This is a genomic window from Rhizobium sp. WYCCWR 11146 (genome assembly GCF_013591995.1).
Classification (GTDB): domain Bacteria; phylum Pseudomonadota; class Alphaproteobacteria; order Rhizobiales; family Rhizobiaceae; genus Rhizobium; species Rhizobium indicum.
The window spans coordinates 214,415-229,818 of record NZ_JACCEY010000024.1 but is presented as its reverse complement, the minus strand read 5'-3'; the positions used below and the strand labels follow the sequence as shown (position 1 = coordinate 229,818).

At 61.2% G+C, this 15,404-nt stretch carries 17 protein-coding genes and 1 pseudogene; 9 read left to right on the top strand and 9 right to left on the bottom strand.

Annotated features, from left to right (window positions below):
• Together HX899_RS20935 and HX899_RS20930 are read left to right on the top strand one after the other, a co-directional pair.
• Complete coding sequence (locus HX899_RS20935) at positions 1 to 777, top strand: phosphodiester glycosidase family protein (protein ID WP_181293290.1); 777 nt, start codon at positions 1 to 3, stop codon at positions 775 to 777.
• A gap of 198 nt (positions 778 to 975) precedes the next feature.
• Positions 976 to 1,590, top strand: a complete 615-nt coding sequence (locus tag HX899_RS20930; RefSeq protein ID WP_181293289.1) for a LysE family translocator — start codon at positions 976 to 978, stop codon at positions 1,588 to 1,590.
• Between the two features lie 31 nt (positions 1,591 to 1,621).
• On the opposite strand, the pseudogene HX899_RS20925 reads toward HX899_RS20930, so the two are convergent.
• Both HX899_RS20925 and HX899_RS20920 read right to left on the bottom strand, forming a co-directional pair.
• A pseudogene (locus HX899_RS20925) lies at positions 1,622 to 3,501 on the bottom strand (ABC transporter ATP-binding protein).
• 174 nt (positions 3,502 to 3,675) lie between these two features.
• Positions 3,676 to 4,242, bottom strand: a complete 567-nt coding sequence (locus HX899_RS20920) for a DUF4440 domain-containing protein (protein ID WP_181293288.1) — start codon at positions 4,240 to 4,242, stop codon at positions 3,676 to 3,678.
• An 89-nt stretch (positions 4,243 to 4,331) separates the two neighbouring features.
• Between HX899_RS20920 and HX899_RS20915 the strand changes: the two genes are divergently transcribed.
• Together HX899_RS20915 and HX899_RS20910 are read left to right on the top strand one after the other, a co-directional pair.
• Entirely contained in the window at positions 4,332 to 5,336 is a 1,005-nt protein-coding gene (locus HX899_RS20915) for a LysR family transcriptional regulator (RefSeq protein WP_181293287.1), read from the top strand.
• A 106-nt stretch (positions 5,337 to 5,442) separates the two neighbouring features.
• Complete coding sequence (locus HX899_RS20910) at positions 5,443 to 5,844, top strand: GFA family protein (RefSeq protein ID WP_138334746.1); 402 nt, start codon at positions 5,443 to 5,445, stop codon at positions 5,842 to 5,844.
• 79 nt (positions 5,845 to 5,923) lie between these two features.
• Here HX899_RS20910 and HX899_RS20905 read toward each other — a convergent pair whose 3' ends face one another.
• From HX899_RS20905 to HX899_RS20895, 3 genes are all read right to left on the bottom strand, one after another.
• Positions 5,924 to 6,397 carry a VOC family protein gene (locus HX899_RS20905; protein ID WP_181293286.1) on the bottom strand — a complete coding sequence of 158 codons (474 nt, stop codon included), beginning with the start codon at positions 6,395 to 6,397 and terminating at the stop codon, positions 5,924 to 5,926.
• 262 nt (positions 6,398 to 6,659) lie between these two features.
• Positions 6,660 to 7,664, bottom strand: a complete 1,005-nt coding sequence (locus tag HX899_RS20900) for a carbon-nitrogen hydrolase family protein (RefSeq protein WP_181293285.1) — start codon at positions 7,662 to 7,664, stop codon at positions 6,660 to 6,662.
• Positions 7,665 to 7,885: 221 nt separating this feature from the next.
• Positions 7,886 to 8,275, bottom strand: coding sequence for a VOC family protein (locus HX899_RS20895; RefSeq protein WP_181293284.1), 390 nt, complete (start codon positions 8,273 to 8,275; stop codon positions 7,886 to 7,888).
• 193 nt (positions 8,276 to 8,468) lie between these two features.
• Here HX899_RS20895 and HX899_RS20890 point away from each other — a divergent pair, with 193 nt between their 5' ends.
• Both HX899_RS20890 and dapB read left to right on the top strand, forming a co-directional pair.
• Positions 8,469 to 8,684: a hypothetical protein gene (locus tag HX899_RS20890; protein WP_181293283.1), complete on the top strand. Its 216-nt coding sequence runs from the start codon at positions 8,469 to 8,471 to the stop codon at positions 8,682 to 8,684.
• Between the two features lie 130 nt (positions 8,685 to 8,814).
• Positions 8,815 to 9,585, top strand: coding sequence for a 4-hydroxy-tetrahydrodipicolinate reductase (dapB, locus tag HX899_RS20885; protein ID WP_181293282.1), 771 nt, complete (start codon positions 8,815 to 8,817; stop codon positions 9,583 to 9,585).
• 15 nt (positions 9,586 to 9,600) lie between these two features.
• Here dapB and HX899_RS20880 read toward each other — a convergent pair whose 3' ends face one another.
• From HX899_RS20880 to HX899_RS20870, 3 genes are all read right to left on the bottom strand, one after another.
• Positions 9,601 to 10,521 carry an ornithine cyclodeaminase family protein gene (locus HX899_RS20880; protein ID WP_181293281.1) on the bottom strand — a complete coding sequence of 307 codons (921 nt, stop codon included), beginning with the start codon at positions 10,519 to 10,521 and terminating at the stop codon, positions 9,601 to 9,603.
• Positions 10,522 to 10,619: 98 nt separating this feature from the next.
• Entirely contained in the window at positions 10,620 to 11,126 is a 507-nt protein-coding gene (locus HX899_RS20875; RefSeq protein WP_171598258.1) for a GNAT family N-acetyltransferase, read from the bottom strand.
• Between the two features lie 139 nt (positions 11,127 to 11,265).
• Positions 11,266 to 11,739, bottom strand: coding sequence for a hypothetical protein (locus HX899_RS20870; RefSeq protein ID WP_181293280.1), 474 nt, complete (start codon positions 11,737 to 11,739; stop codon positions 11,266 to 11,268).
• A gap of 313 nt (positions 11,740 to 12,052) precedes the next feature.
• On the opposite strand from HX899_RS20870, the gene HX899_RS20865 reads away from it, so the two are divergent.
• Entirely contained in the window at positions 12,053 to 13,453 is a 1,401-nt protein-coding gene (locus HX899_RS20865; protein ID WP_181293279.1) for a pyridoxal-dependent decarboxylase, read from the top strand.
• A gap of 74 nt (positions 13,454 to 13,527) precedes the next feature.
• Entirely contained in the window at positions 13,528 to 13,848 is a 321-nt protein-coding gene (locus tag HX899_RS20860) for a low molecular weight protein tyrosine phosphatase family protein (protein WP_181293278.1), read from the top strand.
• Positions 13,849 to 13,939: 91 nt separating this feature from the next.
• Here HX899_RS20860 and HX899_RS20855 read toward each other — a convergent pair whose 3' ends face one another.
• Positions 13,940 to 14,416: a GNAT family N-acetyltransferase gene (locus tag HX899_RS20855; RefSeq protein ID WP_181293277.1), complete on the bottom strand. Its 477-nt coding sequence runs from the start codon at positions 14,414 to 14,416 to the stop codon at positions 13,940 to 13,942.
• Between the two features lie 154 nt (positions 14,417 to 14,570).
• Between HX899_RS20855 and HX899_RS20850 the strand changes: the two genes are divergently transcribed.
• Positions 14,571 to 15,356, top strand: a complete 786-nt coding sequence (locus HX899_RS20850; protein WP_181293276.1) for a class I SAM-dependent methyltransferase — start codon at positions 14,571 to 14,573, stop codon at positions 15,354 to 15,356.
• Positions 15,357 to 15,404 lie beyond the last annotated feature (48 nt).

The following is a 15,404-nucleotide window of genomic DNA, read 5'->3' as shown; positions in this document are numbered from 1 at the left end:
ATGACCTCTCTCAAACACGGCATACTCGCCGCCGCCATCATGCTGGCAGCAACGATGACATTCTTGCATCAAGCGCATGCTGAACAATGCGAACAGCAAACCTTCGAAGAGGCGAAATACGTCGTCTGCACGCTGGAACCGGGCAAAGCCGACCTGCGATTGTTCTGGACGAACGCCGATGGCGCGCCATACCGCACTTTTTCAAGCCTAGCCGAAGCCGTTCGCGCCGAGGGGCAAACGCTGACTTTCGCCGTTAACGCCGGGATGTATCGTGCCGATTTTTCGCCGATGGGACTCTATGTCGAGAACGGCAGGGAATTAAAACCTGCCAATACGACAGAAGCCAAAAGCTCCTCGGGCCAGGTACCGAATTTCTATAAGAAGCCAAACGGCGTATTCTTTCTCAGTGAGGCAGGCGCCGGGATACTCCCAACCGATGAATTTCTGAAGCGTCGGGCCAAGGTGCGGTTCGCCACCCAATCCGGTCCGATGCTTGTCATCGCCAACAAATTGAACCCGATCTTCATGGTCGGCTCGACAGACCGGACCCGCCGCAGCGGTGTCGGAACCTGTGAGCGCGGCGCGGTTCGCTTCGCGATCAGCGAAGACGGGGTGAATTTCCACCATTTCGCACGGCTCTTCCGCGACCATCTGAAATGCTCCGATGCCTTATTTCTCGATGGCGGACGAGGCGTCGGACTTTACAATCCGGCAATGGGCCGCAACGACTGGTCCTGGCACGGCGGCTACGGCCCTATCTTCGGGCTTGTTGAATAGCGCACTCGCATTTGGCCAAAGGCACCCTGCCCCGGATTCCCTTGCCGGCAATAGGCAGGACGGTCGCCGCCATCGTCAAGGGGCGCGGCGATAGAGAAGGTGCCAATCCCAACACGGATGCATCATGCTTGGGAGGGCGAGCCTTTCAAAAACCGCCTGCTTCGCATAGGCTCCCGGCCTGCAAAGTAGGAAAGCCGGATGGAATATATCGATTCACTCGCATTGCTCGTCAGCGTCTACATCGTCTCCCTCGTCAGCCCCGGACCGAATTTCATCATCGTCACCAACACAAGCATGACGGTATCACGCACAGCCGGGCTTTTTGCGGGTCTCGGACTTGCGATCGCATCCCTGACCTGGGCCATCATGGCGATGGCGGGGCTTGGCTTTCTGCTGACGCATTTCGATTGGCTGCATATAACGTTGCAGGTGGTCGGCGCGCTGTATCTGATCTGGCTGGGCCTGAAGATGATCCGCGGCGCGGCCAAACCCTTGAGCACGACCGGGCCGACCGAAGTCACTTGGCGCTCCGCGATGCGCCGCGCCTACGTCGTGAGTATGACCAATCCGAAATCAGTGGCTTTCTTCGGAAGTATCTTTGCGCTTGTCATCCCCGCACATGCGCCTGTCTGGCTTTATTGCGTCATCGCCCTGACCTGCTTCCTTCTTTCGGCGCTCTGGTATTGCGGCTTGGCCTTTTTCTTCTCGAACCCGCGCGTTTCCGCCAGCTTCCTGCGGTTCAAGGCCGGCATCGAGCGCGTGATGGGCGCCGCCCTGATCCTCATCGGCAGTCGCCTGCTCATAGTCCGCTGATGTTATCCCGGTTTACGTGAGGACCAGCCGCTCAGGCCGCAGGCGAGGTCGGCAAGAGTTCGTCGATCGCTTCGGGAATGAAGCCGCCGGTCTGGCGTTTCCACAAGCGGGCAAATAGACCGTCTTGTTCGACCAGTTCGTCCGGCCTGCCCTCCTCCACGATGCGCCCGTGATCGATCACGACGATCCGGTCCATTCTGGCGATAGTCGACAGGCGGTGGGCGATGGCGATCACCGTCTTGCCTCCATGACGAGGTTGAGCCTTTCCTGGATGGCGGCTTCGGATTCGCTGTCGAGGGCGGAGGTCGCCTCGTCGAGCACCAGGATCGGCGCGTCCTTCAGGAGAACACGGGCGATGGCTACGCGCTGGCGCTGGCCGCCTGACAGTTTGATGCCGCGGTCGCCGACGAAGGCCTCATAACCGCTGCGGCCTTCGCCGTCGGAAAGATCGGCGATGAAGGCATCGGCGCTTGCCATCTTCGCCACCGCTTCGATCTCGTCCTTCGTCGCCTCCGGCCGGCCGTAACGGATATTGTCGCCGACCGAACGGTGCAGCAGCGCGACGTCCTGCGCGATGACCCCGATGGAGCGGCGAAGGCTTGCCTGGGTGACGGCGCGGATGCCCTGCCCGTCGATGAAGATCGCGCCGTCCTTGATGTCATAAAAGCGCAGGAGCAGGTTGGCGAGCGTGGTCTTGCCGGCGCCCGAGAGGCCGACAAGGCCAACCTTTTCACCGGGCAGGACTGTCAGCGACAGATCGTCGATGACAGGCTTGCCGGACTTGTAGGCGAAGCGGACATGGTCGAAACGGATCTCACCGCTGCTGACAGCGAGGTCTGCCGCACCCGGCCGGTCGGTGATGGTGGGCGGTGTCGTCATAACAGGCATGGCATCCTTGATCGTGCCGATTGCCTGGAAGATCTGTTGGCCCATCTGCAGGAAGACGAAGATCTGCGACGACAGTCGGTTGAGAATGTAAACCGAGCCGACGAATTCGCCGATCGTGAGAAAGCCTTTGACGAGGCCGGAAAATCCAATCGCCAGCATGGTCAGCCACAGCAGCGTGTTGAGAACCACGACCGTCAATTCCGACGAACGATAGATGCGCTGTTCGCTGTGCTGCGTCTGCACAGCCTTTCCTATGATGCGGCGGATCGCGCCTGCCTCGCTATCTTCAGCCGCAAACTGCTTGATCATCTGCATGTTGGTATAGAGATCGGTGATGGCGCCGGCGACCAGGCTGCGCTGCTTCGCGGTGCGGCGCGAGCGCTCGACGAAGGTCGGCACGATCCTGGCGGTGAATACGACATTGAGCACGATCCAGATGACGACAGGCAGGGCAAGCTGCCACGCGAGCGCACTCAGCAGGATCACGGAGCCAACCAGTTGCATCAGGAAGCGTGGGATGGACTGGAATGCCGCGAGGATCTGCTGCTGGACGGCGGAAGAGACCTGCTGCAGCCGTGAGGAAACCTGGCCGGCATAGAGATCATGGAAGAAGGCAAGGTCCTGCCGCTCGACAGCCTTATGGCCCTGCCACTGAATGGCAGCCGGCATGCCGATGCCGAGCGTGTGCGACTTCAGCGTATTGAGCATGAAGGACATGATCGGCATGACCGGAAAAATCAGGAACCCGAGAATGGTCAGCAGCAGCCATTCATCGCGCAGGAAGGCGGGAGCGCCGTGTTGTGTCACACCATCGACGATGACCGAAAGTCCCCAGACGATTGTCAGGTTGATCGCCTCGAACACCATGGAGCAAAATGCCAGCGCAATCAGCACACCCCGAAACATCGAGATGAAATGCAGGAGTACCGCCACCGGCCCCTTCGACGGCAGTGGTCGGTAAGGGATATCGAGCGGCCGGATCAGGCTTTCGAAGGGACGATAGATCGCATCTGAAATCGACATGGGCCGCTCGGATCAAAAATCGGGAGGAGGCGTGGACTCAGCTACGCTGGGTCGCAGAAAACCATCCTCCAGCCGCGAACTCAATTAGAAATTTCAGAGAATCTAAGAAAGAGCCGCTACCCTACGAGAGCCGGGGTCCACCGCAAGGCGATCGTTTTCAAATCCGGACAGACATCATTCGCCTCGGGCCAGGGCTGCGGCCTGTTCCAGCGAGATCTTCCCAACCAGGGGGTCGGCGTGACGATGGGCGAGCCGCCAGTCCGATCCATGCCGGCGATAGACCTGCGTGACGCGCAGCGACCAGTTCTGGTCCGGCAGGCCGCCAACCTCACCATGCTGGCGCTCGATCATCACCAGTACGATCAGATCGCCGCAGACATAGGACTTTTCCACCTCCAGGGTTCCGCCGCCGTTGCGGAAGTACCGAGCGAGTTCGGCCAGATGCTCGGGACAGTCGTCGAAGCCATGGCTGGCCGGGCCGCCGAATGGCTGCATCAGGGTGAAATCGTCATCGAGCTGGATGAGGCTCGCCCACCTTGTCATGTCGCCGGCCATGAAAGCCGCGGCCTGTTGTTCCGTGCGGCGGATGATGCCTGGCAACGCCTGATCGGATGCCGGGGCGGCATGCGCGACGCGCCCTGTTGCAGCGATCGTCATCGTCAGGGCGGCTCGCCGGGATATGGTTGTGGCCTCGCGCACGGGTTGGTCGCCGCGCGCCGTTTTGTTTTTGAAAGAGGACATTGGATATTCCCTTCGGTGGCCGGCAATACCGGAATGATGGTTATTTCTCACTTTCATGATGATGAATCCAATGATACGATTTCATCGATATGCTGAACCAAATTGATCTCTCCAGAATCGATCTCAACCTGCTCGTGCTATTCGAGACTGTCATTGAGGAACGCCATGTCGGGCGTTCGGGGCAGCGGTTGAACCTCTCGCCTTCGGCCATCAGTCACGGTCTTGGTCGGCTGCGCATGCTGCTGGGTGACCCGCTGTTTCTCAAAACACCGAAGGGTGTCGTTCCGACAGATCGGGCCGAGCAACTTGCAGCCCCCATCGCCGATATATTGGCACGTGTTCGCAGCGTGGTGGCGACAGCGGAGCCATTCGATCCAGCCCGCTCTCAGCGACGATTTACGATCGGCGCGCCCGATGGTGTTTCGTCAGTGTTTTTGCCGCCATTGCTCGATCTATTGGCCAAGTCTGCTCCCGGCATCGCAATCAGCGTCCGACAATTGTTGCCTAGACAGGGCGAGCCATCGCCTGATCTGGCTTGGCGCGATGCGTTGGCCGCGTTGGAAGCCCGCGACATGGACATCGCCATCATTCCTCAGGCCGAGTTTCCGGTCCGCTTTGCATGCCTGCTGCTCTACGAGGAGGATTTTGTCATCGCTGCGCGTCGGGGCCACCCTTTTCTGACAGATCAGACACTGGCCACCTATTGCGCCATGCAGCACCTTGTGGTCTCGCATCTGGGCGATACACATGGCTTTGTCGACAATGTATTGGCCAGCCATGGATGCTCCAGGCAAGTGGCCCTGACGGTCCCGAACTTCATGTTCGCGCTCGCCGTGCTTGCGGAAACCGACTTTATCTCGGCCTTGCCACGCCGTTTCGTCGAAATGCATGCCGCGCGGTTCGGCGTCGTCAGCGTCAATCCTCCCCTGTCACTCGGACGCTTCGCCATCAACGCGACTGCGCCGAAGGCGGCAATACGTGACGAAGGCGTGGCCTGGCTGATAAGGCTCCTGCAGGCATCCATGGATAACGCGATAGATAAAACCCGCGCTGACAGCGGAAGTCGTCCGGCCCCGAGACAGGAAGGCACTTGAGCCGCCGATAGCATAAGACCTGGCACCTGGATCGCCCAATTGCGATCATCGCGCGATTGAGGCAGGATGCCGTCCTTGAAGAGAGAGCAGGATCGAACCGACGCTCATGCTGACGGGCTCATGTCATTGCGGCAAGGCAAGCTGGAAACTCGAAGGTGATCCGGGCTCGATTACCGCCTGCAACTGCACGCTCTGCCGACGCTACGGCACGCTGTGGGCCTATGACTACGAAGGAGAGCGCATCGCTCTCATCGGTGAGACCGCCTCCTACACCCGCGCCGACAGGGACGAGCCGTCTCTCGAAATATTGTTCTGCCCTTCCTGCGCCTGTGTCTTGAGTTGGCGCGGCTTGCGGCTTCGAAAGGATGGCCGCCGGCGCATGGCTGTCAACATCCGGCTTGCGCCGCCGGATATCGTTCAGGATCTGACTATCGATCATTTCGATGGCCTGGATACGTTTGAAGACCTTCCGTCCAAGGGGCGCTGCGTACGCGATCTCTGGTTTTGAGCCGACCGCGAAGACGCCACCGGGCCGGATCGCATCAGATGCGAGCCCCTGGTAAAAGATCGTTCTGCGCGAAGCTGCCTCAGCCGCGCCGGGCGGCCTCGATCACCGCGACGTCGATCTTCCTCATGGTCATCATCGCGTCAAAAGCACGCTTTGCCTGGCCACCGCCTGCCGCCAGCGCTTCGGAGAGGATGCGCGGCGTAATCTGCCAGGACACACCCCACTTGTCCTTGCACCAGCCGCACTCACTTTCCTGGCCGCCATTGCCGACGATGGCGTTCCAGTAACGATCGGTTTCTTCCTGATCGTCGGTTGCGATCTGAAAGGAGAAGGCTTCGTTATGCTTGAACACAGGACCGCCGTTCAGGCCGATGCAGGGAATACCCGCAACGATGAATTCCACGACCAGGACGTCTCCCTGCTTGCCGTCAGGATAATCTCCCGGTGCCCGAATAACGGCACCCACGGCGCTGTCGGGAAAAGTCGCGGCATAGAAGCGGGCAGCAGCCTCAGCGTCTTTGTCGTACCATACGCAGATCGTGTTCTTTGCCATTGCGCAGTCCTTTCGCTCTTCGTTTCGCATTGCCCACTGAAATAAGAGGCAAACCGTCTTTCTCCAGCCCGGTCCGAGCGATTTCACGCATGTACTTGCCGAGCGCTGAATTGGTGGAGGCGCGCCACCACATCTCTCCTCCCTCATCCCTGTGCTCGTCAGAGATACCAAGAGAGTATGCAGGCGGCTGCGGAACCGTGGGTTACAATTTCGCAAATGCGGTCAGCATCGTCTCTACCCGCTTTGCCGGCGCGACACGGCTCTAAAACATATCCCGCGCGTCGCTGCGTGGGTCGCCGTCAACGCGATGCGGCTCATAGAGGCCGCCCAGCGCTTTGCGCCGCCATGGCCGGGCAATATCCCCGGGATTGTCGTCGATATCGGCAAGCGATATCGCAGCCGTTCCATCCGTAGGGCATTGCGCAGCCCACCGGCCACCGGGAGCGACGATCCCGGAAGACACGGGATCAACTAGGCCGGGATGTGCGAGTATCGAGAAACTCACCCAGTACCTGTTGCTCGCCGCATACCCCTGCACCTCGGCGGCGAAGGAGGTATCATTGGCCGACGTCCCCCCAGTGGACGAAAACAGCACGCAGTGGACATCGAGCCGCTCGTATTCGGTGAAAATTTGAGGAAAGTTGCACTCCATGCCGAGCGAGCAGCCGAAGCGGATGCCGTCGACCTCGAAGGTGACAGGGATCGAACCCGGCGTGTACATGAAGGAGATCTTGGTGTTGGACAGCAGCCGCTCGTCGTAGCGCGTCACCAGTTTACCGCGATCGGAGACGACATAAAGGCTGTTGTGCGGCCGGTGCGGCGCCGTCAGCGGATGCACCGAGCCGATGACCGTCCAGAGGCCGAGCTCGCGCGCCAGCTTGCGCGTTGCATCCAGCTCCTCACGCAACACGGCCCATTCGAACCGTCGCCAATCGGAGGGCCCGATCTCCCGCGGCCCGATTTCCGACATGATGCGCTTGTTCGGTGATGATGTTGTCCCTTCGGGAAAGTGGATGAGCCGCGCGCCCGCCTCTCGCGCCTGCCGCATCAGCAGGCGCATCTCTTGGCCGCTCTGGCGAAGCTTGTCGATATCGCGGGGATCGTCTGCATGAGTGGTCTGCGCCACGGCGAGACGCAGGCGTTTCACCTCAGGCGCTGCGTCATTCGCCGATTTGGGGAGAACATGCATGCGGGCGGTCGTGTAGGATTCGCCCGTCTTGGCGGCGCGCGCACGCACCCGCCGTTTGAAATTCCCATTCTCAGTCATATCAGGGCCTCTCACGTTCCGGACATCGTTCCCCAGCAACAGGCCCGAAACATCAGGACCAAGGATCACGACCCGAGACGAAAGTCCCTTTGCCTCCGGTTGAAGACCCTGCTGGGGAAGGTCTAGGGAGGTTCGGCGTTAGGCCACGCCGAAACAAAGATGCCGAGGCGGCCGCGATTCGTCAATTCGGAGAATGGCCGGGATAGGCAGGCGCCAAGGCCCTACTTCGGGCGGTCCACCTTATCCACTCGCCATGGCGGATCGGTGCGATTCGATCCGGCGAAATAAAGGATGATGCGGTTGCCGCCGGGGTCGAACAGCTCGGCCTCACGCCAGAGCCAACTCTTGTCCTCCGGCCCGGTGACGAAACGAAGACCAGCCTCGCTGAGGCTACCGACTGTCTCGTCCAGGTTCTCGCACTCGAAATACACTGTGGTTCCGCCACCGCCACTGTCGCCCTGATGCAGGGAGAAGGTGCTGTCCCCGTCCGGGCAGACGAAGCGTGCATAGCGAGGACGAGCGTCGACGATGGGCCTGAGACCGAAAGCGCAGTAGAAGTTCCAGCCCGCATCGAGGTCAGGCATCGTAACTGTTACTTGATTCAGGCGCATGATCTATCTCCTCGGCTGAGTTCGCCCAAAACTGTGCGGCGGCTTGGCACCACGACATTCATAAAAACAAAGACCTGAAGCCGTCGCATGAATCAAATTCTAAGCGAGCAGTTTTAGTGTCATCGACACAAAACTCGTGTCAGACTGTGCAAGCCACGCACACGCCGGCGCACCGATCGAGAGGGCCGAAGCCATGCACAAGTTCACCGTATCAATCACCCGGGAGATCGAGGCCGACACCGCCGAGGAGGCCGCTTTGCTCCTGTATCAGGAACTATCAACGGGACCGATCCCCGACCGCTACTCGGTCGTCGACGAGACGAAGGTTGCCACGGAGGTGAAGCTGGATCGGCAAAAGGCCGACGAATTCGCCAGCATCGATCACACCGCCGACCCCGGCAACTGGTAAGCCTCAGCTGACCAGAGGAGATCCCTGCTTTGCCGCGGAAGCGCAAGTGCGGTAGTGGCAGATCCATTCGCCGGCGTAATGCCGATGCAAACAGCCGTCCGTTGGAAATATCGCGAGCCAAGGAAAGTCCGTGACCTCACCAATCAAAATAGCCGTCGCCGGCGCGAACGGCCGCATGGGGCGCGCCATCCTGCCACTGCTGGCGGCCGATCCGGATTTTGCGTTCGTCGGCGGCATCGGCCGCGAGGGCTCCGCGGGCGCCGGGTTGATCGAACGTTCGGCTGCGATCGGAGCGGCCGACGTGATCCTGGATTTCACGACGGGACGTGCTGCTGACGAACTTGCCGGCCTGTGCGCTTCGGCCGGCGGACCGGCCCTGGTGATCGGAGCGACGGGTTTCGAGCCGGATGAGCTCGACCGGATCGCAGAAGCCGCCCGCGCGATTCCGATCCTGCGCTCCGGCAATTTCTCCATCGGCGTCAACATGCTGGTCGGCCTCGTCACTCAGGCGGCGCGCGCCCTTCCCGCATATGGCTGGGATATCGAAATCCTCGAAGCCCATCACAACAGGAAGATCGACGCGCCGTCCGGTACGGCGCTGATGCTCGGCGAAGCGGCGGCCGAAGGCCGCGGCGTTTCCCTCGCATCCGTCGAGCGGCGCGGGCGTGACGGCATCACCGGCGAGCGCCCGCCCGGCGAAATCGGCTTTGCCGTCCTGCGGGCCGGCGGGCTCGTCGGAGAACACAGCGTCCTGTTTGCCGCGGCCGAGGAAGTCTTGACGCTCTCGCATTCGGCTCTCGATCGCGGCATGTTCGCGCGCGGCGCGCTTGCCGCCGCCCGCTGGATCGCAGGGCGCGCACCCGGCGAATACACCATGGGGGATGTGCTGGGCCTGGCGTGAATAGGGGAAACAGGCTCACAGCATATCGAGGATTGCCGAAGCGACGACGACTTCGGTTCCAGCTAACCCGACGGAGCAAAACAGCGTCGTATCGCCAGGCGATCCTCTCCCGGTCGCTTTCCCGGCAATGATATCGGCAAGGTCGGCCATGCGGTGCTCATTGCCGGAGCCGGCCAGGAAAAAGGGCGAAGCATAGGCGCGCGTCTGTTCGGAAGAGTCCGTCGCAATCACGGCTGCGACATTGGCGATATCCAGGCCGAGTTCGTATCCCTCACACGTTTTCGGGCCGACGGTGTTGACGTGCACGCCGGGCTTCAGATCCCTGGCATGAATGACGGGCGTTCGGCTCGTCGTCGCGCAGATGACGATGTCGGCGTCATCAACGGCTTCCGAGGCGCTGCCGGCAGGCTCCACTTCAATACCCAAGACCTGCTGCATCTCAGCTGCAAAGGCGGCGCGATTTTTCTCGTCGCGGCTATAGACGCGGGCGCGGTCCAGTTTTCGAACGGCGGCCGCCGCGGCAAGCTGGGTTCGCGCTTGCGCTCCGCTGCCGAGGATCCCGACGATGCCGGCGTCAGGCGCGCTGAGATGCCGGATGGCGAGCCCTCCGATCGCACCAGTTCTGAGGTTGCCGAGACGCTCTCCGAGAATAATGCCCTTGAGCTTCGCGTCGTCGGCCGACCACACAGTGACGATCTGCGAATGCTCCACCCCCTCGAATGTTTCATAGACCCGGAAGCCCGCAAGCGGTTTCTTGCCGAGGATGCCGCCGACGGTGAAGACGAGATCGCCTCGATCGGGAAATGAGACATGGTGCCGGGGTGGAGAGATCAGTCGATTGCCGGCCCTCGCGAGAAAAGCGGTCTCGAGCGCATCGATCGCGACCACCATCAGCGCGCCGCCGACCAGATCCTCGTCTTTAAGAATTTTCGTCACAGCCAAACCTCCAGCCCATGCCGGCATGCTGCAACCCCAACCCCGCTTGAGGTCAACAGGCTGGGCAAGCCGATATGCGCTGAAACATCCGCGTGAGACTAACCGACCAGACGGCGAGCCATCATGACGTCGTCGATCTCCCTGCCCTCCTCCAGAACCCCGCCGGGAATCCTGCCGATCTCGGAGAAGCCTTCCCGCTGATAGAAACGTATTGCCGGCGGGTTTTCTGCACTGACGAAGAGTTCCAGTTGCAGGATGCCGATATCGCGCGCGTGATCGGCCACCGCGCCGAGCAGCTTGCCGGCAAGGCCCGTTCCGCGCAGGCTCCTTCTCACGTAAACCATGATGATCGTCGCGCGATGGGCCATCTTGCTCGACCGCTGCCGAACTAGGCCGGTTATGCCGACGGGTTCGTCACCCTGAAAGGCGATGAAAACCGGCTCATTCAGGCGATTGCGCCATTCCTCGAGAGAAAGAGCCTCCCAGTCCTCGTAGCGGCTTGCAAAGAGGGACGGTTCGGTGCGAAGCGCTTCCAGACGGATGCGCCGGAAAGCCTCCACTTCGTCTGCCCTGACATGCCTGATCGTCGTGCCACTTCCATCCATCGGGACCTCCTGCGAGATGATGAAAGGTACTGTCAATACAGATGGCCTCAGCCGATGCAACCGGTGCCAGGAGGCTTCCTAGTTCAGCATAGGTTCGAAGTTACGAAATCGAACGGAAATCCGTCATCTCAGGCGCCGGTCACTGCGCCGGACTCCCCAGCCGGCCACCCTTCCGGACGACCGGTTCGCCGGTCGGACCGACCACCGATTGATCGGTCGGCCTCGCAGCCGGTTCGCCAGTTGGCCCGACGACCGGTTCACGGGCTGGCCCGTCGACCGGCTGGCCGGTGGATCGGACGACCAGGGGATCGGCTGGCTGGACGGCGGATTGATCGGTTGTTTGCCTGGGCACCGCCTTGCCAGTTGCCCCCGGCACCGGCTGGCCGGTTGCCGCGTTCAACGGCTCGCCGGTTGGTCGGGCCGCCGATTGCTCGGTTGGCCCGGCAACTGGCTCATCAGTTGAGTCGGCCACCGATTGATCGGTTGGCTTGTCGATCGTGAACGGTACAACTTCATGGATGATGAAGAGAAGAACTATCCCGACCAACGTGCATGTCAGCGCGTAGAGAAGGAAATATTTCAGTGCATATCCCTCGCTGATTGGCAGCGCCAACTTGACAATGGCGCAAATGATATTTCCACATCATTGAACGATACTTGAAGCGAAGGCAATCATTTTCAACAAGAGCCGCGAAATTTCAAAAATGCACAGAACGGGATAAGGTAGTTATTGTAGATATTTAGGAAGCGCCTCCCCGATGCTCAATTTGTCTTGAGGTCTCGGCAAGCCCAAGGAAGGCCCCGGAACCCAGATCCGAGATCTGCCAGGCGAAGACAGCCTCGGCGATATGGGCTAGATTGCGTGTGCCGGCAGCCTGCTTTCGAGGGTGAGGCCCTCCAGGATCGGTGGCGGCAGGGGGATCCGCATGACGGCAATCGCATCTCTGTTTCAGGAAGCCGCCCGCCTTGCGGCAGGATTCCGGCAGGCAGCGCCGGCTCGCCATATGCCCACCCATGACTACGCAGCCTCGCTTGCCTGTTTCGACGAGCCGTTGCCAGCGGCCGGTTCCGATATGCTTGATGTCATCAGGCGTCTCTCGGACGGCGCCGAACCCGGGCTGCATGCAACCACTGGGCCGCGCTTTTTCGGCTGGGTCATCGGCGGCTCCCATCCGGTCGGCGTCGCGGCCGATTTCCTCACCAGCGCCTGGGGCCAGAACGCCGGAAACCATGTCGCCGCCCCGGCCGCGGCCGCCGTCGAGACCGTCGCGGCAAGATGGCTTCTCGATCTCCTGAAGCTGCCGGCCGAAAGCTCGGTCGGCTTTGTCACCGGCGCGACGGTAGCGAACTTCACCTGCCTTGCCGCCGCCCGCGGCGAGGTGCTGCGCCAGGTGGGCTGGGATGCCGATGCAAAGGGCCTGTTCAGAGCGCCTGAGATTACCGTGCTGATCGGCGACGACGCCCACACGACCGTCTTCTCCGCGTTGCAATTCCTCGGCCTCGGGCATGATCGCGTGCTGCGCCTGCCCACCGACGCGATGGGAAGGATAGACCCGGCCGCGCTGGCGGGCACGCTCGATACTGTCTCTGGACCCGTCATCGCCGTTCTCCAGGCGGGGCAGATCAATACTGGCGCCTTCGACGATTTCGCCATCATCCCGCTCTTGAAGGCGAAAGGCGCCTGGGTGCATGTCGATGGTGCCTTCGGCCTCTGGGCGCAGGCATCAATAAAGACCAGCCACCTCAGCCGCGGCATCGAAGCGGCCGACAGCTGGGCGACCGACGGCCACAAGTGGCTGCAGACGCCCTATGATTGCGGCTATGCGATCGTCCGCAACGAGCTCGCCCATCGCCGCGTCATGACGATCGCCGCGAGCTACCTGCCACTCGCCGGCGAAGGCGAACGCGATCCTTCCCATTACGTGCCCGAGCTTTCGAGAAGAGCGCGCGGCTTTGCCACCTGGGCGATGCTGAAACATCTCGGCGGCGACGGTATCGCGGCCTTGATCGACCAGTGCTGCGCCTCAGCGCGGCTGGTGGCCGATCTCCTGTCGCAGCAACCGGGCATCGCCATTCTGAACGAGGTGGCACTGAACCAGCTTGTCATCCGCTTCGGAGCGGACCTGCCCTCCGAAGAAGGCGACGCGTTGACGCGAAAGACGATCGCAAAGATTCAGGCGGACGGCATGATCTTCGCCGGCGGCGCCAAATGGCGCGGCCGCGACGTCCTGCGCCTCTCGGTCACCAATTTCCAGACGACATCGGATGAGGCGCAGCTCGCCGCCCAAAGCATCATCGCCGCGTTCAAGAGTGTGAGCGGCGGCTGACGCAACTACTGCCTTGGTTCGCCCGGGCACGGAATTGTGCTATCGCCGGCTCTGTTCACTTGAAGAGAGAAAACGTGAAAAACGTCCTGTTCGTCTGCAGTCAGAACAAGCTTCGAAGCCCGACGGCGGAACAGGTCTTCGCGAGTTGGCCTGATATCGAGGTCTCCTCGGCAGGCACTAACAATGATGCCGAAAATCCGTTATCGAACGAACTGATCGAATGGGCCGATATCGTCTTCGTTATGGAGAAGGCTCACCGTGCGAAAGTCCAGGGCAAGTACCGGTCAGCTCTCAAGGACAAGCGGCTGGTCTGCCTTCATATTCCTGATGATTATGATTTCATGGATCCCGCGCTCGTGCAGCTGCTGAAGGCAAAGGTGCCTCGGCATCTCTAAGCTCGGTCATCCGACCGCAGAATCGCCGCCCCGAACAAGAAGGCGGGCGCGCCACTGGTGACAACTTGCGGCCAATCTGTGGGGCCGACAGTCAAACTTGTTGAGAGACATATTCCGGAAACTCGGCCGCACCGCGACTTAGGGCTTTCACCATCAACAGGCCGTCGTCGAAGTAGCCGTTTCTCGCGTAGAACTGGTGCGTACGCTCCCTGCCCAGCACCATGGCGATGCGGATCACCGCGCATTCAATCCGCTCCCCCTCCGCCTCGATCCACGCCATCATCTTGCCGCCGATGCCTTGACCGCGGAGAGCGCTGTCCACCACGACGTTATCCGCCTCGACATACTTGCCGCACCACAACTGAGTGCCGGTCCAGAAACCCGACGCACCCACCATCCGTTCGTCGATGTAGGCTGCTATGCAGCGGTAGTTGCTCTGTGCGAACATGGCTGAAAGTCGTTGGCAAACCACGGCCTCACTCAGGCGACTAACCTGGCTGTACAGCGGGAAAATTGTCATCGTCTGATCGAGGCCGACCAGCTCACGGATGATCACTTCGTCGGACACAGCAGCCCCCTATCCTCTCGATCGCATGATAGTGCACGCGAACTTGGTCATGATCCATAGGCGTGAACAACTTACAGTGGACGGCCTGTCTTCCCATTGTCACCCGCACCGCCTATAGCTCCCCGCCCATCCAGATCGAGCAAGGAGCAGAGCCATGAACGCCAATGATGTCGCCGCCCATTGGGAGAGCAATGCCGAGACCTGGACGATCTATAGCCGCGCCGGTTACGACAAGTATCGCGACGCGCTGAACACGCCGGCTTTTCTGAAGATGCTGCCGCCGGTGGCGGGCCTTGCCGGGCTCGATCTCGGCTGCGGCGAAGGTTCCAACACCCGCGCCGTCGCTCGCCTCGGCGCCCGCATGATCGGTCTCGACATCGCCCCGACCTTCATTCGTTATGCCCGCGAGACCGAGACGCAAGCGCCGCTCGGCATTGAATACGTGCTCGGCGACGGCCAGAGCATCGATTTCCCGGAGGCGAGTTTCGATTTCGTCACCGCCTTCATGTCGATGATGGACATGGCCGATCAGAGCCAGGTGCTGAAGGGCATCCACCGCGTCCTGAAATCGGGCGGCTTCCTGCAGTTTTCGATCCTGCATCCCTGCTTTGTGCCGCCGACGCGCCGCAACATCCGCAATCAGGCCGGCGAGCCCGTCGCCGTTGAGATTGCCGATTATTTCGACGAGAGCGACGGCCGGGTCGAGCGCTGGATTTTTTCCTCCATCCCCGAGAAAGAACGGGCGACGCTGACGCCCTTTGCCATTCCGCGTTTTCACCGGACGCTGTCGACCTGGGTGTCGATGATCGTCGAAGCGGGGCTGACGATCGACGCTTTCGGCGAGCCCATGGCGTCAGTCGAGGTGGCGCTCGCCGAGCCAATGGTCGCCGATACCCGCATCGCGCCGATCTTCCTCCACATCAGGGCGCGCAAGGCGTAAGGCCTGTTTTCCCGCCGCCACCCAGGTTTGGAGGAGGGTGAGTTCTCA